Source organism: Burkholderia sp. NRF60-BP8 (assembly GCF_001522585.2).
Classification (GTDB): domain Bacteria; phylum Pseudomonadota; class Gammaproteobacteria; order Burkholderiales; family Burkholderiaceae; genus Burkholderia.
Window position 1 is genome coordinate 3,290,504 of the sequence record NZ_CP013373.1, and the last position, 22,448, is coordinate 3,312,951.

23 protein-coding genes are annotated in these 22,448 nt (G+C 69.9%); 14 read left to right on the top strand and 9 right to left on the bottom strand.

Going from position 1 to position 22,448, the window contains the following annotated elements:
* Positions 1-136 precede the first annotated feature (136 nt).
* The 3 genes from WS54_RS28960 to WS54_RS28970 form a co-directional block, all read right to left on the bottom strand.
* The gene (locus WS54_RS28960; RefSeq protein WP_059780786.1) at positions 137-448 is read right to left on the bottom strand and encodes a high-potential iron-sulfur protein; all 312 of its coding nucleotides are present in this window, start codon (positions 446-448) and stop codon (positions 137-139) included.
* 156 nt (positions 449-604) lie between these two features.
* Positions 605-1,714, bottom strand: a complete 1,110-nt coding sequence (locus tag WS54_RS28965) for an NAD(P)/FAD-dependent oxidoreductase (RefSeq protein ID WP_059780785.1) — start codon at positions 1,712-1,714, stop codon at positions 605-607.
* A 156-nt stretch (positions 1,715-1,870) separates the two neighbouring features.
* Complete coding sequence (locus tag WS54_RS28970; protein ID WP_034208632.1) at positions 1,871-2,851, bottom strand: AAA family ATPase; 981 nt, start codon at positions 2,849-2,851, stop codon at positions 1,871-1,873.
* Positions 2,852-3,100: 249 nt separating this feature from the next.
* On the opposite strand from WS54_RS28970, the gene WS54_RS28975 reads away from it, so the two are divergent.
* The 8 genes from WS54_RS28975 (at position 3,101) to WS54_RS29010 (ending at position 11,130) form a co-directional block, all read left to right on the top strand.
* Positions 3,101-3,820, top strand: coding sequence for a nitroreductase (locus WS54_RS28975; protein WP_034208633.1), 720 nt, complete (start codon positions 3,101-3,103; stop codon positions 3,818-3,820).
* 146 nt (positions 3,821-3,966) lie between these two features.
* Positions 3,967-4,452: a hypothetical protein gene (locus WS54_RS28980; protein WP_059780784.1), complete on the top strand. Its 486-nt coding sequence runs from the start codon at positions 3,967-3,969 to the stop codon at positions 4,450-4,452.
* A gap of 5 nt (positions 4,453-4,457) precedes the next feature.
* Positions 4,458-5,273 carry an endonuclease/exonuclease/phosphatase family protein gene (locus tag WS54_RS28985; RefSeq protein WP_059780783.1) on the top strand — a complete coding sequence of 272 codons (816 nt, stop codon included), beginning with the start codon at positions 4,458-4,460 and terminating at the stop codon, positions 5,271-5,273.
* Positions 5,274-5,580: 307 nt separating this feature from the next.
* Positions 5,581-6,351, top strand: coding sequence for a ferredoxin--NADP reductase (locus WS54_RS28990; protein ID WP_059780782.1), 771 nt, complete (start codon positions 5,581-5,583; stop codon positions 6,349-6,351).
* Between the two features lie 415 nt (positions 6,352-6,766).
* A complete protein-coding gene (gene rqpS, locus WS54_RS28995) occupies positions 6,767-7,582 on the top strand; it encodes a quorum system sensor histidine kinase RqpS (RefSeq protein WP_059780781.1) in 816 nt (271 codons plus the stop codon).
* Between the two features lie 7 nt (positions 7,583-7,589).
* On the top strand, positions 7,590-8,246 hold the full coding sequence (gene rqpR / locus WS54_RS29000; protein ID WP_034208638.1) for a response regulator transcription factor RqpR: 657 nt from the start codon (positions 7,590-7,592) through the stop codon (positions 8,244-8,246).
* Positions 8,247-8,444: 198 nt separating this feature from the next.
* Positions 8,445-9,851: an amino acid permease gene (locus WS54_RS29005; protein WP_059780780.1), complete on the top strand. Its 1,407-nt coding sequence runs from the start codon at positions 8,445-8,447 to the stop codon at positions 9,849-9,851.
* Positions 9,852-10,104: 253 nt separating this feature from the next.
* Positions 10,105-11,130 carry an XdhC family protein gene (locus WS54_RS29010; protein WP_034208640.1) on the top strand — a complete coding sequence of 342 codons (1,026 nt, stop codon included), beginning with the start codon at positions 10,105-10,107 and terminating at the stop codon, positions 11,128-11,130.
* A 61-nt stretch (positions 11,131-11,191) separates the two neighbouring features.
* On the opposite strand, the gene WS54_RS29015 is transcribed toward WS54_RS29010, so the two are convergent.
* The 6 genes from WS54_RS29015 to fliE all read right to left on the bottom strand — a co-directional run bounded on the left by WS54_RS29015 (position 11,192) and on the right by fliE (position 15,359).
* Positions 11,192-11,926, bottom strand: a complete 735-nt coding sequence (locus tag WS54_RS29015; RefSeq protein ID WP_059780779.1) for a PepSY-associated TM helix domain-containing protein — start codon at positions 11,924-11,926, stop codon at positions 11,192-11,194.
* A gap of 269 nt (positions 11,927-12,195) precedes the next feature.
* A complete protein-coding gene (locus WS54_RS29020) occupies positions 12,196-12,513 on the bottom strand; it encodes an EscU/YscU/HrcU family type III secretion system export apparatus switch protein (protein ID WP_059780778.1) in 318 nt (105 codons plus the stop codon).
* Positions 12,510-13,862, bottom strand: a complete 1,353-nt coding sequence (fliK, locus tag WS54_RS29025; protein WP_059780777.1) for a flagellar hook-length control protein FliK — start codon at positions 13,860-13,862, stop codon at positions 12,510-12,512. Before fliK ends, WS54_RS29020 begins: the two co-directional genes overlap by 4 nt.
* Before the next feature lie 159 nt (positions 13,863-14,021).
* Positions 14,022-14,354, bottom strand: coding sequence for a flagellar protein FliT (locus WS54_RS29030; RefSeq protein ID WP_059780776.1), 333 nt, complete (start codon positions 14,352-14,354; stop codon positions 14,022-14,024).
* A complete protein-coding gene (gene fliS / locus WS54_RS29035; RefSeq protein WP_034208645.1) occupies positions 14,351-14,785 on the bottom strand; it encodes a flagellar export chaperone FliS in 435 nt (144 codons plus the stop codon). The genes WS54_RS29030 and fliS overlap by 4 nt, the downstream gene beginning before the upstream one ends.
* 229 nt (positions 14,786-15,014) lie before the next feature.
* Positions 15,015-15,359, bottom strand: coding sequence for a flagellar hook-basal body complex protein FliE (gene fliE, locus WS54_RS29040; RefSeq protein ID WP_034208646.1), 345 nt, complete (start codon positions 15,357-15,359; stop codon positions 15,015-15,017).
* Positions 15,360-15,608: 249 nt separating this feature from the next.
* Here fliE and fliF point away from each other — a divergent pair, with 249 nt between their 5' ends.
* From fliF to WS54_RS29075, 6 genes are read left to right on the top strand one after another with little or no spacing between them, the layout of a single operon-like run.
* On the top strand, positions 15,609-17,372 hold the full coding sequence (gene fliF, locus WS54_RS29050) for a flagellar basal-body MS-ring/collar protein FliF (protein ID WP_059780775.1): 1,764 nt from the start codon (positions 15,609-15,611) through the stop codon (positions 17,370-17,372).
* Positions 17,362-18,357, top strand: coding sequence for a flagellar motor switch protein FliG (gene fliG, locus WS54_RS29055; protein ID WP_034208648.1), 996 nt, complete (start codon positions 17,362-17,364; stop codon positions 18,355-18,357). The genes fliF and fliG overlap by 11 nt, the downstream gene beginning before the upstream one ends.
* The gene (gene fliH / locus WS54_RS29060) at positions 18,350-19,033 is read left to right on the top strand and encodes a flagellar assembly protein FliH (protein WP_034208649.1); all 684 of its coding nucleotides are present in this window, start codon (positions 18,350-18,352) and stop codon (positions 19,031-19,033) included. Before fliG ends, fliH begins: the two co-directional genes overlap by 8 nt.
* 32 nt (positions 19,034-19,065) lie before the next feature.
* A complete protein-coding gene (gene fliI / locus WS54_RS29065) occupies positions 19,066-20,565 on the top strand; it encodes a flagellar protein export ATPase FliI (protein ID WP_442861324.1) in 1,500 nt (499 codons plus the stop codon).
* A gap of 5 nt (positions 20,566-20,570) precedes the next feature.
* Positions 20,571-21,029: a flagellar export protein FliJ gene (fliJ, locus tag WS54_RS29070; RefSeq protein ID WP_059780773.1), complete on the top strand. Its 459-nt coding sequence runs from the start codon at positions 20,571-20,573 to the stop codon at positions 21,027-21,029.
* A 31-nt stretch (positions 21,030-21,060) separates the two neighbouring features.
* Positions 21,061-22,425 carry a flagellar hook-length control protein FliK gene (locus WS54_RS29075; RefSeq protein ID WP_059780772.1) on the top strand — a complete coding sequence of 455 codons (1,365 nt, stop codon included), beginning with the start codon at positions 21,061-21,063 and terminating at the stop codon, positions 22,423-22,425.
* The last annotated feature ends 23 nt before the right edge of the window (positions 22,426-22,448 follow it).

Below are 22,448 nucleotides of genomic sequence, written 5' to 3' on the forward strand. Positions count from 1 at the left end.
CGCGGCGCGCTGGTGTGCAGCGAGTGTAGAAAGCGACGGAACCGTTTTCAAGCAATAAAAAACGCCCGCCATCGAACGACGGCGAGCGTGTTGCGGTTTTCGCCACAATGCGGCATCGCACGATGCCGCCCGGGCCTCAACCCATCTTCGAGAACGCGCTGCACCAGCCCTTCGCCGACACCTGCTTGCCGGGGAACGCGCCGCACGGGCCCGAAGCCGAGCCCTTCTTGCCCTGATACAGCATGCAGGCCGCGCAATCCTGGCCCGCTGCGTATTTCGGGTACTTCGTCTTGTCGACCTTCGTGGCATCGGCCTTGTAGCCGAGCGCCGTCGCGGTCGGATCGGTTTCCGACAGCATCGGCGCATCGGCCAGCGCTTCGCGCGACAGCGCCAGCGCGGACACGGCGCCAATGCTCGTGATCAGGAAACTCCGACGGGATGTTTTCATGGGGGACTCGCTCCAACGTTATCGGTTTGAAAGCCGTTCTGGCGACGGCGTACGACAGAATAACGCCCAAGCGGATAAATGTGCGCGCCGAAATGCCGGAGATAAGGGATTTCACACGGGCTCGTCCGGCCGGCCCGCGCGGCGGCGGGCCGTGCGTCACGCGCGCGACACCATGTCGCCGACGCGCTGCGCGAGCGCGAGCGCGGCGGTGAGCCCCGGCGACTCGATGCCGAACAGGTTCACGAGCCCGCGCACGCCGTGCTGCGCGGCGCCCTGCACGATGAAGTCGGCCGGCGGCTCGCCGGGCCCCGCGACCTTCGGCCGGATGCCCGCGTACGCCGGCTGCAGCGCATCGTCGGGCAGGCCCGGCCAGAATGCGCGAATCGACGCGTAGAACGCGCCCGCGCGCGCCGGATCGACGTCGTAGCGCAACGCATCGCACCACTCGACGTCCGGGCCGAAGCGCGCCTGCCCGCCGAGATCGAGCGTCAGGTGCACGCCGAGCCCCGCGCGATCGGGCATCGGATAGATCAGGTGCGAGAACGGCGCACGACGCGACAGGCTGAAATAATTGCCGCGCGCGAGATAGAGCGGCGGCACCCAGCGCGGGTCGAGGCCGCGCGTGCGGCGTGCGAGCGCCTGCGCGCCGAGGCCCGCGCTATTGATCACGCAGGCGGCGTCGATCTCGGTCGGCGCGGCGCCGCCGGTGCGCACGATGAAGCGCCCGCCGCGCAGCACGTCGATCGCTTCGACCGGCGATTGCAGCGCGCACACGGCGCCGTCGCGTTCCGCATCGCCGAGCAGCGCGAGCATCAGCTGGTGGCTGTCGACGATACCCGTCGACGGCGAGAACAGCGCCTCCACGCATTCGAGCGCGGGCTCGAGCGTCTGCGCCTCGGCACGCGTGAGCGGCAGCAGGTCGAGCACGCCGTTTTCGGCCGCGCGCGCGGCGATCGCCTTCAACTGCTTAACCTGCGCGGCACTGGTCGCCACGAGCAGCTTGCCCGTGCGCCGGTGCGGCACGTGATGGGTGTCGCAGAATTCGTACAGCAGGTCGCGCCCGTGCACGCACGTCACCGCCTTCAGCGAACCGCGCGGATAGTAGAGCCCCGCGTGAATCACCTCGCTGTTGCGCGAACTCGTGCTCGTGCCGATCGCGTCGGCCGCCTCGAGCACGATCGTTTCACGCCCGCGCGCGGCGAGTTCGCGCGCGATCGCCAGACCGACGACACCCGCGCCGATCACGACACAATCCGTCTGCTCCATGGCTTTTCGCGCTGCTCGCGCATCGAAGGGAGAGGGAAGAATTGTACGTCCCGGTTCGCCCGCTTGCCGAACGCGCGCACATCGTGTCGCGACGCTGCGGCCGACCGCGCACCCCGCGCCACGCGCGCACGCCGCAGCCGTGCGCGCGTGCCCGCGTCAGAAGCCGATCGGCCGGCGCTTCGCCGCGCCTTCGTCGGCGCGGATGTCGGCCGGCGCGATCGCGTCGCGGCCGTCGAGCCGCGCGGCGCCGAACGCGTGCAGCAGCGCGCGGCGCATCGTGCGCGGCGGCGTCGCGGCCAGCACGTCGAGCGCGTCGTCGCCGAGCGTATCGGGAAAGCGCCGCCCCCACGCATGCGACGTCCGGATCTCGTCGTAGATCGTCTGCGCGATCCGTCGCGCGCCGGCCGCATCGGGCGGCGCGATCTCGTACACGTTCATCCGGTTGAGCAGCGGCTCGGGAATCGCGTGCGCGTCGTTCGCGGTCGCGATCCAGATCACGTTGCCCGCGTTGATCGGCACTTCCGCGAATTCGTCGACGAACGCGCGCGCGGTGTCGTGCTCGAGCAACGCATACAGCGCGCCGAGCGGATCGTATTGCGCATCGCTGCCGGCCTTGTCGATCTCGTCGACCGCGATCACCGGGTTCGCGTAGCTGCCGTTCACGAGCGCGTCGAACACCTTGCCGGGCTTCGCGTTCTTCCATTGCGACGATGCGCCCGACAGGATCCAGCCCGCCGTCAGCGAACTCATCGGCACGTAGTGGTACGCGGTGCCGAGCAGTTGCGCGAGCGCCTTCGCGAAATGCGTCTTGCCGATCCCGGGCGGCCCGAGCAGCAGGATCGGCATCAGTTCGAGCCGGTCGTCCGTTTCGAGACACAGCGCGATCTGCTTGCGTACGTCGTCGAGCGGCTCGCCGAAATTCGGCAACGCTTCGCCGAGCGCGTCGAACGACGGCATCCGGTTCGGCTTCACGCAGAAGCGCAGATTCCCCGTCTTGAGCATCTTCTCGTAGGTCGAGCGCAGTGCGTCGCTTGCGCTCTCGTTCAGGTCGCCCAGCGCCGTCTCGACCTGCTCGAGGTCGTACACCGTGCTGAAGGACGCCACCGCCAGTTCCTGTTTCACCATCGCCGTCGTCATACCTACCTCGCTGCACTTGCCGTCACATACTCATCAGACCCTTACGATTTCAGTGTAGCGATCCCGCATCGCCATGCAAGCAAGCAGCCGGGCGCGTCTGCTGCTAACAGCGCGCGCACGCTGCATGGCCGCGCGCCGCGGCGTATGATCGAAAGTCCACGAGGCTCGCGCCGGGCTCGCCGATGGCGCCCGCGCGCCGCGCACACGCTGCCGCGCACCTCGCCCGACGCCTCGCCCGAAGGGTTGCCGATGTCCATCCCCGCTGCTTCTCCGCGCGTCGACGCCGACGCGATCCGTTCCGTCGACGCCGCGCTCAAGTCGCGTCGTTCGGTCCGTGCGTTCCTGCCGACGCCCGTGCCGCGCGAGACGATCGAGGCGATCCTCGAAGCCGCGAGCCGCGCGCCGTCGGGCACCAACATCCAGCCATGGCGCGTGTACGTCGCGACGGGCGCCACGCGCGACGCACTCGCCGCCGCGCTCACCGCGGCCTACGACGATCCGGCGCGCGACGAGAAATACGTCGCCGAATACGACTACTACCCGCGCGAATGGGTGTCGCCGTACATCGACCGGCGCCGCAAGGTCGGCTGGGATCTGTACGGCCTGTTGAACATCCGCCGCGACGAGAAGGCGCGCATGCACGCGCAGCACGCGCGCAATTTCCGTTTCTTCGATGCGCCGGTCGCGCTGTTCTTCACGCTGGACCGGGTCATGACACACGGCGCGTGGCTCGATTGCGGGATGTTCCTGCAAGGCGTGATGACGGCCGCGCGCGCCCGCGGCCTCGATACCTGCCCGCAGGCCGCGTTCGTGCCGTTTCACCGGATCGTCGCCGACCACCTCGGCATTCCGCCGAACGAACAGTTCGTCTGCGGGATGGCGCTCGGCCATGCCGACCCCGACGCGATCGAGAACCGTCTCGTCACCGAGCGCGCGAGCGTCGCCGAATTCACGCGCTTTTTTGCTTGAAAACGCATGACGCGGCCTTACCTGTCGAGCAGGACCGCATCGTGCTGCGAACCTGCCGCGGCGCGTCCCGTCACATCGCGACCGAAATCGATCGGGCGTAAGATGTGCGTCCGTTCCCCGCTATCCCGCGTTTCCGGAGACGTTTCATGCTGAAACACGGCCTGGCCGTCCTGCTTGCGAGCGTCGTGCTCGCCGCCCATGCGCAGAGCCCCGCGCCGGCCGTCGTCGCATGGGAAATCCAGGTGGTGCGCGACGGTCAGACGATCGACACGTTCCAGCAAAACACCACCGTGGGCCAGTCCCGCACCGATACTCATCGCTATCCGGCCGCCGTGCCGGTGGGCTGCGGCAATGCCGCGCGCGTCGTGCCGACCGAGCGCTCGCGCTCGGTGACGGTCGCCCCGCTCGCCGTCGACGCCAGCGCGAACACCGTGTCGCTCGGGCTCGACGTGCAGGAAACGCTCGACGACGAAAGCGCGCGCGGCGATCCGTGCCTGCCCGCGTCGCCGCGGCAAATCGTCGCGAGCCACCCCGGCCTGTCGGTCGGCGGCGACGCCTGGACCGACTGGACGCTCGTGGAGCAGCATCCGCATCTCGTCTACCGCGTGCGCGCGCACGTCGCGAAGGACTGAGCGTCATGGCCGCCGACGCCCTCTCGCTGCCGTTCGCCGAACCGCACGCCGCGCCCGACGAAATCACCGCCGTCAGCTGGAACCTGCACAAGGGCCGCTCGCCGCTCGGCTTCACCGCGTGGAACGCGATGCGCGACTGGATGCAGTCGACGCACGCCGACGTGTATTTCCTGCAGGAAGCGATGGCGCGCCGCATGCCGCGCCCGATGCTCGCCCCCGGCTTCGGCGCGCCGATGGACGACGCGGTCGACGATGTATGGCATTGCCAGGCCACCGAGATCGCGCAGGCGCTCGACTGGCAGATCGCGCTAGGGCCCAACGTGTTCAAGCCGTCGTGGCGGCACGGCAACGCGATCCTGTCGCCGCATCCGCTCGACCTCGGCGGCCGCTGGGACATCTCCGCGCACCGCTTCGAGCGGCGCGGGCTGCTGGTCGCGCGCGCGACGCTCGCGGGCGCACGCCCGGTCACGCTGCTGTGCGCGCATCTCGCGCTCACGCGCGCCGCGCGGCTGCGCCAGATGCACTGGATCGCGCACTGGATCGTGCGCAACGCGGGCGACGGCCCGCTGATGCTCGCCGGCGACTTCAACGACTGGCGCAACGATTCGGTCGCGCTGTTCGGCGAGATCGGGCTGTCCGAGGTCGCGACGCTGCTCGGCGAATCGGGCCGCACGTTCCCGGCGTTCTCGCCGGCGCTCGCGCTCGACAAGATGTTCGTGCGCGGCCTGACGCCGCTCGAATGGCGCGCGCCGTCCGGCGAGGCCGCGTGGCTGTCGGACCACCTGCCGTACATCGCGCGCCTGCGCCTCGATCCGCAGTAAGTCGCCCGGTCGGGCGCGTTGCCGGCCGCCGCGCCGCCGGAACGCGTCGGCCTCGGCGCGAAACGGGCGGCCGACCGGTGAAAGTTGGTTGAAAGGATATGTTGCGCCAAATCCGCGCGGCCGCGGGGGTCAAGCCCGCGATCCGCGTCAACAGGGTAAAATAACGAGTTCCTCAAACGTCTGTCATCGAGAAGGCGCGTGTCCGACGCGCCGGCCGGCCGATCCGCGATCGGGCCGACGCACTCGGTTTTTTGCCCGTTTTTGGGCCCGTTACACGCGTCCGCTACGCGCGTCCGTTTTCAAAGCCATGAGCAAATACGACACCGCCACCGTCCAATCCGTCCATCACTGGACCGACACGCTTTTCAGCTTCACCTGCACCCGCGAGCCGAGCCTGCGCTTCAACAACGGCGAATTCACGATGGTCGGCCTCGAAGTCGACGGCAAGCCGCTCGCGCGCGCCTACTCGATCGTCAGCCCGAACTACGAAGAGCATCTCGAATTCTTCAGCATCAAGGTGCAGAACGGCCCGCTGACGTCGCGCCTGCAACATCTGAAGGTGGGCGACAAGGTGCTGATCGGCAAGAAGCCGACGGGCACGCTGGTGGCCGACAACCTGCTGCCGGGCAAGACGCTGTGGATGCTGTCGACGGGCACGGGCCTCGCGCCGTTCATGTCGATCATCCGCGATCCGGACATCTACGACCGCTTCGACAAGGTGATCCTGACCCACACGTGCCGCCTGAAGGGCGAGCTCGCGTACATGGACTACATCAAGCACGACCTGCCGGGCCACGAGTACCTGGGCGACATCATCAAGGAAAAGCTCGTCTACTACCCGACGGTCACGCGCGAAGCGTTCGACAACGAAGGCCGGATCACCGACCTGATCGCGACGGGCAAGCTGTTCACGGATCTCGGCGTGCCGGCGTTCTCGCCGGAAAACGACCGCGTGATGCTGTGCGGCAGCACCGCGATGCTGAAGGACACGACCGAGCTGCTGAAGCAGGCTGGCCTCGTCGAAGGCAAGAACAGCGCGCCGGGCCATTACGTGATCGAGCGCGCGTTCGTGGACTGATCGATCCCCCAATTTGCGCGTCATCAAGAACCGGAGCGAAAGCTCCGGTTTTTTTTCGTCCCTACTTGGCGAATTCGTAACAAACTGGGACCATTCCATCTCAAATAGTTACATTTTGATACGTCATCGCAGGGTGCTCGGGCGTCAGTGTTTTTCCTACAACACCTTCATTCCGATTATTCACATTTACCCTTAAATGACCGCCTGACATGATCTTTCCGGAAATTTTGAGATATTATTCGGCGCGCGTGGTTGCCGTGCGGATGAGCGTGGAAGGGTCGGATGCAAGTGTTACAAGACGTAACTTTTGTTACTTCGGCATGGAGCGATTCCGTGGCGGCGACCGTCATCGAAACGGCAGCCAGCCCACGCAGCCAGCCGGTATCTGAACCGCTTTCTGACAGCAGGGAGAGTCATGGATACGTCGCTTAACGCGCCCTTGGGCGCCCACGCCCCGTTCCCGTCGCGGCAGCGCATGCCCGGCTGCGCTGCCACTCCGCCCATCGCCGACGAAGCGTCGGGACGCGACGCGTCCGCCGCGCGGATCGCGGCACTTTCCGCCCAGCTTCTCGCCGCCGACGAAGCGGCCCGCCGCCATTTGGCCGGCGAGCTGCACGACGGGCTCGGCGCCGAATTGACCGCCGCCCGCTTCGCACTCGCAAACGTTCAAACATGGCTGCCGGCCGACGCGCCGGAAGCCTGCCTGCGCGCGCTGGCGCTGGCGCAGCAGGCGCTCGACGCCGCGACCGACGCGAATCGCCGGCTCATCGACGAGCGTGGCGCGCCGGCGCTCGACGCCGGCATGGTCGGTGCGCTATCGTCGTGGATCGACACCCATGCGGCGCGCACCGGCCTGCGCACGAGCTTCGTGTGCGCGGCCGACGCCCGCCTGACGCAGCTCGCCGGCGCCGGCGCGCTCGCGGTGTTCCGCGTCGCGCAGGAGGCGCTGTCGAACGTCGCGAAACACGCGCGCGCGACGTCGGTCGACGTCCGGATCGTCACCGACGGCACGCATCTGTCGCTGAGTGTCGCCGACGATGGGACCGGTTTCGCCCGGCACCGCCGCAACGGCTACGGCCTGGCCGGCATGCGCGCCCGCTGCGAGGCGTTCGGCGGCAGCTTCGAGACGGCCACGCCGGCGACCGGGCGCGGCACGCGCGTCACCGCGCGCTTCGCGTGGGCTTCGCTGCTCGGGGTGCCCGGCGCGGCACGCCGCACGTCGCTTTCGTGAGGTCGCGATGAGCCTGAACATCCTGCTCGTGGACGATCACGCGATCGTCCGGCAAGGGATCCGCCAGTTGCTGATCGATCGCGGCGTCGCACGCGACGTGACCGAGGCCGAGAGCGGCGGCGACGCGATGGCCGCCGTCGACAAGCAGGAATTCGACGTGATCCTGCTCGACATCTCGCTGCCCGACACGAACGGCATCGAGGTGCTCAAGCGGCTCAAGCGCAAGCTGACGCGCACGCCGGTGCTGATGTTCTCGATGTACCGCGAGGACCAGTACGCGGTGCGCGCGCTGAAGGCCGGCGCGGCTGGCTATCTGTCGAAGACGGTCAACGCCGCGCAGATGATCGGCGCGATCCAGCAGGTCGCGGCCGGCCGCAAATACGTGAGCCCCGCGATGGCCGAGGCGCTCGCCGAATACGTGTCGTTCGAGAACGAACCGCTGCCGCACGAGAAGCTGTCCGATCGCGAATACCAGACGCTCTGCATGCTCGCGTCGGGCAAGCGGCTCACCGATATCGCGAACACGCTGTCGCTGTCGGTGAAGACGGTGAGCGTGTACCGGTCGCGGCTGCTCGAGAAGATGCGGCTGTCGAACAACGCGGAACTCACGTTCTACGTGATGAGCAACCGGCTCGTCGACATGGCGCCCACGGCCGGCGCCTGATCCGATCCCCGGCCCCCCTCGAATTCGTCCGATCCCGCGACGCGGCGCAGGCCGCGCCGCGCACAAACGCTTGTTTTATCGGACGATTTCGCGGCGCCCCGCTGCGCCGCAGCGAGGCTTGTACGCCAAATCGGCTAAAATTATCGGTTTTCACTCAGTTGGCGCGCCGTGCCTGCGCGTGCTGGCGATTCATCCGCAATGTCTCTCTTCCGCAAGAAAAACGTCGATCGCATGATCGCCGGCGCGCAAGCCGCCGGGCTCAAGAAAGCGCTCGGCGCGATCGACCTCACCTTCCTCGGCATCGGCGCGATCATCGGCACCGGCATCTTCGTGCTGACCGGCACCGGCGCCGTCCAGGCCGGGCCGGCGCTGATGCTGTCGTTCGTGATCGCCGCGATCGCGTGCGGCCTCGCCGCGCTGTCGTACGCGGAGTTCGCGTCGACGATCCCCGTCGCCGGCTCGATTTACACGTATTCGTACGCGACGCTCGGCGAGCTCGTCGCGTGGATCATCGGCTGGGACCTGATGCTCGAGTACGGCCTCGCGTCGTCGGCCGTGTCGGTCGGCTGGTCCGGCTACCTGCAGTCGCTGCTGCAGGGCTTCGGCCTCACGTTGCCGACCGTGCTCACCGCCGCGCCCGGCGCGGTGCCGGGCGTCGTCACGTGGTTCAACCTGCCCGCGTTCCTCGTGATGATCGCGATCACGACGCTGCTGTCGATCGGCATCCGCGAATCGACCCGCATCAACAACATCATGGTGTTCATCAAGGTGTCGGTCGTGCTGCTCGTGATCGCGGTCGGCCTGTTCCACGTGACGCCCGCGAACTGGAAGCCGTTCATGCCGCACGGCTGGAGCGGCGTGTTCGGCGCGGCCGCCGTGATGTTCTTCGCGTTCATCGGCTTCGACGCGGTGTCGTCGGCGGCCGAGGAAGTGAAGAACCCGAAGCGCGACCTGCCGATCGGCATCATCGCGTCGCTCGCGGTGTGCGCGGTGCTGTACGTGACGGTCGCCGCGGTCGCGACCGGCATCGTGCCGTCCGCGCAGTACGCGAGCATCTCGCACCCGATCTCGTACGCGCTGCAGATCGCCGGCGAGAAGTGGGTCGCGGGCTTCATCGACCTCGGCGCCGTGCTCGGCATGCTGACCGTGATCCTCGTGATGAGCTACGGCCAGACCCGCATCATCTTCGCGATGTCGCGCGACGGCCTGCTGCCGGCGGCGCTGTCGCGTGTGCATCCGCGCTTCGCGACGCCGTTCCTGACGACCTGGCTGGTCGGCCTGTTCTTCGGGCTGATCGCCGCGCTGGTGCCGCTCAACGTGCTCGCCGAGCTGATCAACATCGGCACGCTCGCGGCGTTCTCGATGGTGTCGATCGCCGTGCTCGTGCTGCGCCGCACGCATCCCGAACTGCCGCGCGCGTTCCGCTGCCCGGGCGTGCCCGTGGTGCCGATCCTCGCGGTCGCGTCGTGCCTGTTCCTGATGCTGAACCTGCAGCCCGTCACGTGGGCCGCGTTCGGCATCTGGCTCGTGATCGGCCTCGCGATCTACGCGCTGTACTCGCGACGCCATTCGAAGCTCGCGCACGGCCACCCCGACGCGCACTGAGCATCCGCGATGGCGCGCCTTGCGCGGTGCGCCATCGCGAGCACCCCACGCGGAGCCTGCACCGGCTCCCGCCCCGCTCTCCCGAACCCTCGGCCACCGCGCGATCGCTGTCCGATCGTCGCGATCTCTTGCCCGATTCTCCGGATTTGCCTGCGCGGCCGGCGCGCCGCCTGCACGCGCGCGCCGGGCGGTTCATAATCCCGCCATCGAACGACGGCGCCGCACGACGGGCCGTCCGGCAACAGGAAAAACGATGGAAAGCGTCGATCTCGATGTACTGAAATCCAGCGCGCGCTGGCTCGAAGAAGGGCGGCGCGTGCTGCTCGTGACGGTCGTGAAGACGTGGGGCTCGTCGCCGCGCCCCGAAGGCGCGATGCTCGCGGTGCGCGAGGACGGCCTGGTGGTCGGCTCCGTGTCCGGCGGGTGCATCGAGGACGACCTGATCGCCCGCGTGCATGCGAGCGGGATCGCGGCCGATGCGCGCCCGGAAGCGCTCAAGTACGGCGTGACGGCCGAGGAAGCGCACCGCTTCGGGCTGCCTTGCGGCGGCACGATCCAGCTCGTGCTCGAACCGCTCACGCGCGACAGCGGGATCGCCGCGCTGTGCGCGGAAGTCGAGGCCGGCCGCCTCGTCACGCGCACGATGACGCTCGCGACCGGCCGCGCGTCGCTGTCGCCCGCGCAGGCGACCGACGGGCTCGCCTTCGACGGCGAACGGCTCGTGACGATCCACGGGCCGCGCTACCGGATGCTCGTGATCGGCGCCGGCCAGTTGTCGCGCTATCTGTGCCAGATCGCGGTCGGGCTCGACTACCAGGTGACGGTCTGCGATCCGCGCGAGGAATACACGGATGCGTGGGACGTGCCGGGCACGCGCGTCGTGCGCACGATGCCCGACGATACGGTGCTCGACATGAAGCTCGACGCGCGTTCGGCCGTGATCGCGCTCACGCACGACCCGAAGCTCGACGATCTCGCGCTGATGGAAGCGCTGAAGACGCCCGCGTTCTACGTGGGCGCGCTCGGCTCGCGGCGCAACAACGCGGCGCGGCGCGAGCGGCTGCGCGAATTCGATCTGAGCGAAGCGGAGCTGGCCCGGCTGCACGGCCCGGCCGGCATCTACATCGGCAGCCGGACGCCGCCGGAAATCGCGATCTCGATCCTCGCGGAGATCACCGCCGCGAAGAACAACGTGTCGCTGCCGACGATCCTGCAGGTCGAAGGCGCGAAGGCCGCACGCGAAATCGCGGCGAACGGCGGCGCGGCCTGCGGCCTCTGACCCACGGCGGCGGGCGGCCGCGCTCGCGCGGGGCGCCGGCGCCGGCCGGCGCGAACGTCGGTCAGGCCAGGCCGGCCGCCAGCGCGGCGGCAACCGAACCGACCACCAGCACGACGCCGACCGTACGGCGCTTGTTCAGCTCGGTCCACAGCAGCACGCCCGTCAGCGACAGCAGGATCAGCGAGCCTGCGATCGTGTCCATCAGCAGCACCCAGCCGAGATTCATCCCGACGCCGCGATGCAGGTTGTTCAGCGTCGTCAGGAACGTGTTGCCCGTGCGTTTCACGGACACGTAGCCGTTGCCGACCCAGTACTCGCCCTGCAGGTTCTGGTGCGGCCCGAACACGCCGAATTGCCAGTGTTCGGGCTGCATCACGCGCTTGTCGCCCCACGCGACGGCCTGCGCAGGCTCCTTGCGCATGCGGCCCGGCTTGCCGTCGAAATGCAGCTCCTGTTGCAGCCACTTCGTCATCGCGGCAGGCGTCTTCGGCACCGGATCCGGCAGCGCGATCTGCATTTCCTCGACCTGCGGCTCGCCGGTCGAAATCTTCAGCGGCGGCGCGCGGTGATTCAGCAGCACGCCCGTCACGCCGAACAGCAGCCCGAGCACCGCGCCCCACAGCCCGACCCAGCCGTGCACCTTGCGCAGCCACTTGATGAAGGTCGCGCGGCGCGAGCGCTGGCGGCGCGCGGCCAGTTCGTCGTCGGTCAGCGGGCGGCCCGCCGGGTGCAGCACGGTGACGCCGGCGAGCGGCAGGCCCGTCTTGGGCGGGTCGATCGTTTCGGGCGCGTTCACGCGAAAGTATCCATTCGTTCAAAACGACGGGCGGCGCGCAGGGTGTGCGCGCCGCCCGGGCAGCATGAAAATGAGAATGGATATCATTACATAAATCGGAAGCCGGCTCAATCCGTGCGCATACGGAGCGGGAGGCACGGCGCACGCGCAAATTCGGACGAAAGGCACACGTTGCAATCCGAAGGCGAACGATGGATGGAAAATACCGGCAGAACGATCCCGCAAGCCACGGACAGCCTTTCGTAAGAACCCGCCCGTCGGCAGACCGCTCAGCGCAACGGCGGCAGCGGAAAACGCGGCGCGGCGTCGTCCGGCGCGGGGTCGGCGCGATCGAGCGCATACAGCCACGCGAGCAGGTCCGCGACCGCCTGATAAAGCTGCGGCGGAATCCGGTCGTCGAGATCGACCTGCATCAGCAGCGACACCATCTCCGGCGCCGTATGCACGTACAACCCCGCATCGCGCGCGCGCGCGACGATCATCTCGGCGAGCACGCCGTAGCCCTTCGCCACCACGCGCGGCGCCGCATCGCCGCCTTTCGGATCGTAGACGAGCGCGGCCGCGCGCTTGCGGGACGTCATGCTCATGGCAGCGCCTCGTCATCGTCGCCCGGCACCCGCGCGTCGGGGCCGCCGGCCGCGCCGCGCGCGTACGCGGCGGCGGCGGCCTGCGCGGCGAACAGGTCGAAGCCGTCCGGCCCGTCGTCGACCGCGCGGATCGACAGCCCACCCACCCTGAGCCCCGATCCTTCGAGCCGCTGCCGCAGCGCGGCTTCGTGGCGCGCGAGACGGTCGGCGCCCGTCTGGTTCGCGCGCAGCCGCGCGACGAGCTGCGCGCCGTTCAGCACCAGTTCGGCATCGACCGTGCCGAGCGACGGCAGCGTCAGCGTCAGGCGCGTGCGCCATGCGATGCCGTCGCCCGTGTCGTCGCCGCCGCGCGGTGCGCGATGGCCCGGCTCGTCGGGTTCGATCGTCCAGTCGAGCCGCGCGCCCGGCCACGCCTCCCCGGTCCAGCGAAACTGGTCGGTCGCGAGCGCGTCGAGTTGCTGCCGAACGAGCGGCACGGCGGCCGGATGCACGGTCGCGAGCGGCTGCGCCTGCGGCTCGGACGAGGCGGCGGCCAGCTCGGCCCGCGCGGGCGTCCAGCGCGTATCGGTGTGCGCGGCCAGCGGATCGGCGGGGTCGAGCGGCGACGATGCGTTCTGCCGGGCGGCCGCCGGCGCGGCCTGCGCCGGGTCGCGTGCAGGCGCGCCGCCGCCCTGGGGCGGCGGGGGCGCGCTGGCCCGTGCGGTGGCCGGCAGCGGCGGGCGCTGCGCGAGCAGTTCGTCGAGCACGTCGGTCGGCTCGTGCGGAACGGCTTGCGGGTCGGCCGGCGCGAGCGCGGTCGCGAGGCGCGCCTGCGGCTCGCGCAACAGCGCCGCGAGCGGACGCTGGCCGGCCAGCCACTGCGCGAGATGGGATTCGTAGAAGAGGCCGCTTTCGCTCACGGCCTGCGCGAGCGCCGCGCGCAACGCCGCGACCGGCGGCGGCGCGGCCGCCTCGCGCGCCGCCGCGGTGGACGACGCTTCGGCGGAAGCGGGCGTAGAGGACGCCGCGGGACTGGACGCAGCCGGCACGCGCGCCGGCGCGGGCGTATCGGCGAGCAGCACGGCGGGATCGGCCAGCAGCGGCAGCCGACCGACGATCGCCGGCGTCGCATCGCCGCCCGAGCGCGAAATCGCGTCGAGCGCGCGCCCGACCTCGGACAGCGCGGTCTGCGTGGAAGCCGGCGGCGCGGCGGGCGGACTGCCGGCCGACGGCGAGGACGACGCGCCGGCGCCCGGCGTGCCGACCTGCGAGGTCGCGCCGCCGCCGGCGGGCGCCGATACGGTGCCGGTCAGCAAGCTGTCGAGGCGGCTCGCCAGCAGCGCGGCCGCAACGGAGTCGATACCGGTCATGATCGGAGCCTGCTCACCTTGGGGTCCGTTTGCGTGGGCAAACGGACCGACACATCGTTGCGAATCCGGCGCGGCACACCGGCGCCGCCCGCGGGAACGGCGCGCGCCGCGTACGGCACCGGGCCCGGGCGCCTCGCGCCCGTCTTCCGGACGACGGCCCTATCCGCGCGCGCGATAGAGATCGGTCAATACCTGGGTCGAGCGCCGCGCCTCGAACAGCGCGGACAGCCGCGCGACGTCCGGGCTCACGAGATCGCGGATCGCGGCGTCGTCGGCCAGGATGCGGCGGATCAGGTCGAGCTTGCGGCCGAGATCCGATTCGTCGAGCGCGACGCCCGGATCGGCCTCCTTCAATCCGTCCACGAGCTGCATGAATTCGGCCTGCAACTCCGGCAACGCGTTCCAGTCGGCGCCGCGCGCGGCGCAGAGCATCCGGCTCGACACGGCGGCGAGCGCCTCGTAACGCGCGAAGTATTCGGCCTTGTGATTCATCGTGATGCTTCCGCTGCCTGTTGCGCGGCCATCCGCGCGACTTCCGGGGCGATGCCCGTCCATGCTTCCTCGAGCGTCGCGAGCAAGCCGTCGACCTCGACCAGCATCGCGTCGCTCGCCTGCGCGTTCGCTTCCAGCAGGCGCCGGCCGATATACGCATACAGCGCATGGAGCCGGTCGGCGATCTCGCCGCCCGCGTCGCGGTTCAGCGACGCCTGCAGGCCGCTCTCGACGATCCGGATCGCCTTGCCGATCGCTTCGCCGCGGCCGGCTACGTTGTCTTGCTGCAAATGCATGCGCGCCAGCGCGATCGCCTGCCGCGCCCCCTGGTACAGCATCGCGATCAGCCGATGCGGGGAGGCGCCCATCACCCCGGTCTCGACGCCGACACGCGCGTACGCACTGGCTCCAGCGTGTCCTGGGGAAAACATGCGCTTCTCCTTTATTTGCCTTGGCTATGCGGGAGCCGCCGCCGTGCGTCGCACGGCGCGGCCTTCACCGGAGTTATCGGAAGGGATTTGAAAAGCTTTAGGTGCGCCGGGGCTGCCGGCGGGCCAGCGTCGCCGGCCCGTTGGCTCCGTTCCGCAAGCGCCGGACCGTCGTCGGAAGGCCGCCCCCGGATGCCCGTCGTCGGATAGCCGCCCCCGGATGCCCGTCGCCTCACACCGACATCTGCATGATGTCGTTGTAAGCGCTCACTAGCTTGTTGCGGACCTGGAGCCCGAACTGGAAGCCGATATTGGCTTTCTGCATGTCGACCATCACGTCGTTCAGCGAGATGTTCGGCGCGCCGACCTCGAACGCCTTCGCCTCGCCGAGCGCGCGCTGCTGGTCGCCGCTGATCTTGTCGAGCGACGCCTTCATCGCGCTCGCGAACGTGCCGGCCGTCGCCGCGCCCGAGCCGGCCAGCGCCGCCGTCGGGCTCGCGACGCCGCCGGACGCCTGCGCGGCCATCGACTGCATCTGTTGCAACACCGAACCGATTCCGCTGACGTTCGCAGTCATGCTGTCCCCAGACCTAGAGAAGTGACCCGGACGCGCCGGGCGTTTCCGCCGGCGCCGCACCACGCGCACCATGCCGGATCGCGAAAAAGGATAGCAGCGCGGCGCGCGTCAAAGCCGAGAAAGTACGGGGGAAACCCCGCTCTTTTCGGTCGATCGGAGTGCGCCGCGGGTCACGATAATCGCATCGTGTCATTGTCCGCCCGCTCGCCCGAGCGAGCTCAGTCGCCCCGCTCCGGAGAAACTCGACGCATGGATTCGCAGGCCAACTCGCTGATCAACCCAGACGCCCGCGCGGGCCTCAGCCCGGCGCCCGGCGCCGCCGCGGCCGCCGCGTTGCCGGGCGCGGGCGGCGCAGGCGCGGACTTCGGGCTGGGCGGCTTCGCCGAACGCATTCCCGGCATCTCGCGGATGAAGGGCAACCCGAAGCTGCCGTTCGTGATCGCCGTCGCGTTCGCGATCGCCGCGATCACCGCGCTCGTGCTGTGGAGCCGGGCGCCCGACTACCGCGTGCTGTACAGCAACCTGTCGGACCGCGACGGCGGCGCGATCATTGCCGCGCTCCAGCAGGCAAACGTGCCGTACAAGTTCGCCGATGCCGGCGGCGCGATCCTCGTGCCGTCGAACCAGGTGCACGAAACGCGGCTGAAGCTCGCCGCGATGGGGCTGCCGAAGGGCGGCTCGGTCGGCTTCGAGCTGATGGACAACCAGAAATTCGGCATCAGCCAGTTCGCCGAGCAGATCAACTACCAGCGCGCGCTCGAAGGCGAGCTGCAGCGCACCATCGAATCGATCAACGCCGTGCGCGGCGCGCGCGTGCATCTCGCGATCCCGAAGCCGTCGGTGTTCGTGCGCGACAAGGAAGCGCCGAGCGCGTCGGTGTTCGTCGACCTCTACCCGGGCCGCGTGCTCGACGAGGGCCAGGTGCAGGCGATCACGCGGATGGTGTCGTCCGGCGTGCCCGACATGCCGGCGAAGAACGTGACGATCGTCGACCAGGACGGCAACCTGCTGACCCAGACCGCATCCGCTTCCGGCCTCGACGCGAGCCAGCTCAAGTACGTGCAGCAGGTCGAGCACAACACGCAGAAGCGCATCGACGCGATCCTCGCGCCGATCTTCGGCGCCGGCAACGCGCGTTCGCAGGTCAGCGCGGATCTCGATTTCTCGAAGATCGAGCAGACGTCGGAAAGCTACGGCCCGAACGGCACGCCGCAGCAGGCCGCGATCCGCAGCCAGCAGACCAGCAGTGCGACCGAACTCGCGCAAGGCGGCGCGTCGGGCGTGCCGGGCGCGCTGTCGAACACGCCGCCGCAGCCGGCTTCCGCGCCGATCGTCGCCGGCAACGGCCAGAACGCGCCGCAGACGACGCCGGTCAGCGACCGCAAGGACCAGACGACCAACTACGAGCTCGACAAGACGATCCGCCATACCGAACAGCCGATGGGCAGCGTGAAGCGGCTGTCGGTCGCGGTCGTCGTCAACTACCAGCCGGTCGCCGACGCGAAGGGCCACGTGACGATGCAGCCGCTGCCGCCCGCGAAGCTCGCGCAGGTCGAACAGCTCGTGAAGGACGCGATGGGCTACGACGCGAAGCGCGGCGACTCGGTCAACGTCGTGAACAGCGCGTTCTCGACCGCGAGCGACCCGTATGCCGACCTGCCGTGGTGGCGCCAGCCCGACATGATCGCGATGGCGAAGGAAGCCGCGAAGTGGCTCGGCATCGCGGCGGCCGCGGCGGCGCTCTACTTCATGTTCGTGCGCCCGGCGATGCGCCGCGCGTTCCCGCCGCCCGAGCCGGCCGCGCCGGCGCTCGCGGCGCCGGACGAAGCGGTCGCGCTCGACGGCCTGCCCGCGCCGGAAAAGGCGGCGGAGGAAGCCGATCCGCTGCTGCTCGGCTTCGAAAACGAGAAGAACCGCTACGAACGCAACCTCGACTACGCGCGCACGATCGCCCGCCAGGATCCGAAGATCGTCGCCACCGTCGTGAAGAACTGGGTGTCCGATGAACGCTGAAGGCTTGACCAAGAGCGCGCTGCTGCTGATGTCGATCGGCGAGGAAGAAGCCGCGCAGGTATTCAAGTTCCTCGCGCCGCGCGAGGTCCAGAAGATCGGCGCCGCGATGGCCGCGCTGAAGAACGTCACGCGCGAGCAGGTCGAGGACGTGCTGCAGGAGTTCGTGAAGGAAGCCGAGCAGCACACCGCGCTGTCGCTCGATTCGAGCGAGTACATCCGCTCGGTGCTGACGAAGGCGCTCGGCGAGGACAAGGCCGGCGTGCTGATCGACCGTATCCTGCAGGGCAGCGACACGAGCGGCATCGAAGGCCTCAAATGGATGGATTCGGGCGCGGTGGCCGAACTGATCAAGAACGAGCATCCGCAGATCATCGCGACGATCCTCGTGCATCTCGATCGCGACCAGGCCTCGGAAATCGCGTCGTGCTTCACCGAACGGCTGCGTAACGACGTGCTGCTGCGGATCGCAACGCTCGACGGCATCCAGCCGGCCGCGCTGCGCGAGCTCGACGACGTGCTCACGGGCCTGCTGTCCGGCAGCGACAACCTGAAGCGCAGCCCGATGGGCGGCATCCGCACCGCGGCCGAGATCCTGAACTTCATGACGAGCGTGCACGAGGAAGGCGTGCTCGAAAGCGTGCGCCAGTACGACGCCGATCTCGCGCAGAAGATCATCGACCAGATGTTCGTGTTCGAGAACCTGCTCGACCTCGAGGACCGCGCGATCCAGATGGTGTTGAAGGAAGTCGAGTCGGAAACGCTGATCGTCGCGCTCAAGGGTGCGCCGCCGGCGCTGCGCCAGAAGTTCCTGGCGAACATGTCGCAACGCGCGGCCGAACTGCTCGCCGAGGATCTCGACGCGCGCGGCCCGGTGCGCGTGTCCGAAGTCGAGACGCAGCAGCGCCGCATCCTGCAGATCGTGCGCAACCTCGCCGAGAGCGGCCAGATCGCGATCGGCGGCAAGGCGGAAGACGCGTATGTCTGATTCGGCGAGCGAGCGCGTGGGCACCCTCACCGCGTACCAGCGGTGGGAGATGGCGTCGTTCGACCCGCCGCCGCCCCCGCCGCCGCCCGACGACGCGGCCGCCGCCGCCGCCGCGCTCGCGGAGGAACTGCAGCGCGTGCGCGACGCCGCGCACGCCGAAGGCCATGCGGCCGGCCACGTCGAAGGCCAGGCGCTCGGCTACCAGGCCGGTTTCGAGCAGGGCCGCGAACAGGGTTTCGAGGCCGGCCGGGCCGACGCCCGCGAACAGGCCGCGCAGCTCGCGGCGCTCGCCGCTTCGTTCCGCGAAGCCGTATCGGCGGTCGAACACGATCTCGCGTCCGACCTCGCGCAACTCGCGCTCGACATCGCGCAGCAGGTCGTGCGCCAGCACGTGAAACACGACCCGGCCGCGCTGGTCGCCGCCGTGCGCGACGTGCTCGCGGCCGAGCCCGCGCTGTCCGGCGCGCCGCATCTCGCGGTGAATCCGGCCGACCTGCCGGTCGTCGAAGCGTACCTGCAGGACGAACTCGACACGCTCGGCTGGAACGTGCGCACCGACGCGTCGATCGAGCGCGGCGGCTGCCGCGCGCACGCCGCGACCGGCGAAGTCGACGCGACGCTGCCCACCCGCTGGCAGCGCGTCGCCGCCGCGATCGGCAAGGTGAGCGCGTGGTGACGCGCGTGCCCGACGCGCTCGCGCACGACGGCATGACGCCGCTCGAACGCGAGCTCGCGCTCGCGTCGTTCGGGCCGGCGGCCGCGCACGATCCCGCCCACGACACCGCGCCGCATCCAGCGGCCTCGGCCGTCGCCCCGCGCGCGCCGCACAATCCGCATCTCGCACACTGGCGCACGCACCTGAACGGGCTCGCCGCGCGCAGCCGCCACGCGCTGCCGCTGCGGCCGTGCGGACGCCTCACGCGCGCGGCCGGCCTCGTGCTCGAGGCGATCGGGCTGCGCCTGTCGGTCGGTGCCGAATGCACGATCGAACTGCCGCCCGGCAGCACGCTGCCGCACGCGGAAGCCGAAGTCGTCGGGTTCGCCGGCGACCGCCTGTTCCTGATGCCGACCACCGACGTCGCCGGCGTCCTGCCCGGCGCACGCGTGTGGCCGCGCGAAAGCGCGCCCGTCGCCGATCCGCTCGCGGGCGCGAAGCGGCTGCCGGTCGGCTGGGAGATGCTCGGGCGCGTCGTCGACGCGTCGGGCCGCCCGCTCGACGGCCTCGGCCCGCTCGCGTCGAAGGTCGACGCGCCGCTGTCGGCGCCGTCGATCAACCCGCTCGATCGCGAGCCGATCCATCACGTGCTCGACGTCGGCGTGCGCGCGATCAACGCGCTGCTCACCGTCGGCCGCGGCCAGCGGATGGGCCTGTTCGCGGGCTCCGGCGTCGGCAAGTCGGTGCTGCTCGGCACGATGGCGCGCTACACGAGCGCGGAAGTGATCGTGATCGGCCTGATCGGCGAGCGCGGCCGCGAAGTGAAGGAATTCATCGAACAGATCCTCGGCGAGGACGGGCTCGCGCGCTCGGTCGTCGTCGCGGCGCCGGCCGACGTGTCGCCGCTCTTGCGGATGCAGGGCGCCGCGTACGCGACGTCGCTCGCCGAGTATTTCCGCGACCAGGGCAAGCACGTGCTGCTGCTGATGGATTCGCTCACGCGCTACGCGATGGCGCAGCGCGAGATCGCGCTGGCGATCGGCGAGCCGCCCGCGACGAAAGGCTATCCGCCGTCGGTGTTCGCGAAGCTGCCCGCGCTCGTCGAGCGCACCGGCAACGGGCCCGAAGGCGGCGGCTCGATCACCGCGTTCTACACGGTGCTGACCGAAGGCGACGACCAGCAGGACCCGATCGCCGATTCGGCGCGCGCGATCCTCGACGGCCACATCGTGCTGTCGCGCGCGCTCGCCGAGGCCGGCCACTATCCCGCGATCGACATCGAGGCGTCGATCAGCCGCGCGATGACCGCGCTGATCGACGAAACGCATCTCGACCACGTGCGGCAGTTCAAGCAGATGCTGTCGCGCTACCAGCGCAATCGCGACCTGATCGCGGTCGGCGCCTACGCACCCGGCCGCGACGCCCAGCTCGACCGCGCGATCGCGCTCTACCCGCGCATCGAGGCATTCCTGCAGCAGGGCTTTCGCGAATGCGCGCCGTTCGCATCGAGCCTCGCCGCGCTCGATGCGCTGTTCGACGCTTACGGAGGCTGATCCCGATGGCTCACGGCTTTCCCCTTCAGTTGCTGCTCGACCGCGCGCAGGAAGACCTCGATTCGGCCGCGAAGCAGCTCGGCACCGCGCAGCGCGACCGCACCGCGGCGGCCGAACAGCTCGACGCGCTGCTGCGCTATCGCGACGAATATCACGCGCGCTTCGCGCAATCGGCGCAGAGCGGGATGCCGGCCGGCAACTGGCGCAATTTCCAGGCGTTCATCGACACGCTCGATGCGGCGATCGCGCAGCAACGCACCGTGCTCGCCGCGGCCGAAGTCCGCATCGACGAGGCGCGCCCGAACTGGCAGCAGAAGAAACGTACCGTCGGCTCGTATGAAATCCTGCAGGCGCGCGGCATCGCGCAGGAAGCGCGGCGCGACGCCCGGCGCGAACAGCGCGACGCCGACGAACATGCCGCGAAGATCCTGCGCATGCGGGCCGACGCGGCCCGTTCGTCGTAACCGACCACCGCATTCGAACGAGAGAACCGCCATGCCTCCCCTGCCCCTGCTCGGTGCGCTGCTCGACACCGCCGGCGCCGCACTCAAGGCCGCCCGCGGCTCGAGTGCGTCCGCCGCCAGCGATGCGTCGGCCGCCGCGAGCGCCGTGCCGTTCGCGCAGACGCTGAAGCAAAGCGTCGCCACGCGCGGCGATACGGCCAACGCCGGTACGCCGGACGTGTCGACCCAACAGGTTTCGTCGAAGCCGGCCGCCGGCGCGAAGCCGTCCGGCACGAACGACGACGACGCGACCGACGATACGACCGCGAACGCCGCCGCCAACCCCGATGCCGCAGCACTCGCGGCCGCCGCCGCCGTACAGGCCCAACTGCAGGCACGCCCGGACCCTGCGACGCCGGCCGACGCGGCGAGCGCCGCTGCCGCTGCTGCCACGACGCAAAAGACGGCCGTGTCCGGCCAGCCGGACGCCACGGCTATGCTCGCCCACCACGCGAGTCAGGACGCGGCCGCCGAGCCGAGCGATCCGGCATCGAGCCGCGACGCACTGCAAGCGGCGCTCGCCAAGCTGACGGGCGGCGCGGGCGCGATCGCGATGCCGGTGACCGGCGCGGCCGCCTCCACCACGCCGACGGCGCCGGCAGCGACCGCGTCGACCGCCGCCGCGCCGCCGACACCGAAAGTGCCGACCTTCGACCGCACGCTCGCCGATGCGAAAGGCGCGCTCGCCTCCCAGCAGACGCCGACTCAGTTCACGCCGCAAGCGCTGCAAGCCGACGCGAACGCGCAGTCCGGCTCACAGCACGCGCTCGCGGCGGCCGGCAACGCGACGGACCCGGCCGCCAGCGCGACGCTCGCGGCCGGCGCAACGGCTGCTGCCGCCGCGCAGGCGAACCTGCAACTGTCGCCGGCCGCCGGCGCGATCGCCGCCGCCAACGCGCACGCGCTCGCGCCGCACGTCGGCACGGCCGACTGGACGGATGCGCTGAGCCAGAAAGTGGTGTTCCTGTCGAATGCGCACCAGCAGAGCGCCGAGCTGACGCTCAACCCGCCCGATCTCGGGCCGCTGCAGGTCGTGCTGCGCGTCGCGGACAATCACGCGCACGCGCTGTTCGTGTCGCAGCACGCGCAGGTGCGCGACGCGGTCGAAGCCGCGCTGCCGAAGCTGCGCGAGGCGATGGAAGCCGGCGGGCTCGGGCTCGGCAGCGCGACCGTCAGCGACGGCGGCCTCGCTTCGCAGCAACAGCAGCCCAACCCGCAGCAGACCTTCGCCGGCGGCCAGTCGTCGCGACGCGGGACCGGCGGACCGTCAGCCGTCGATGCACCCGCCGACGCCGCGCCATCCGCACCGGTCGCCGCACGCGCGAGCCGCGCCGGCCTCGTGGATACGTTTGCCTGAGCATGACCGCCGCCGTGCGCGCC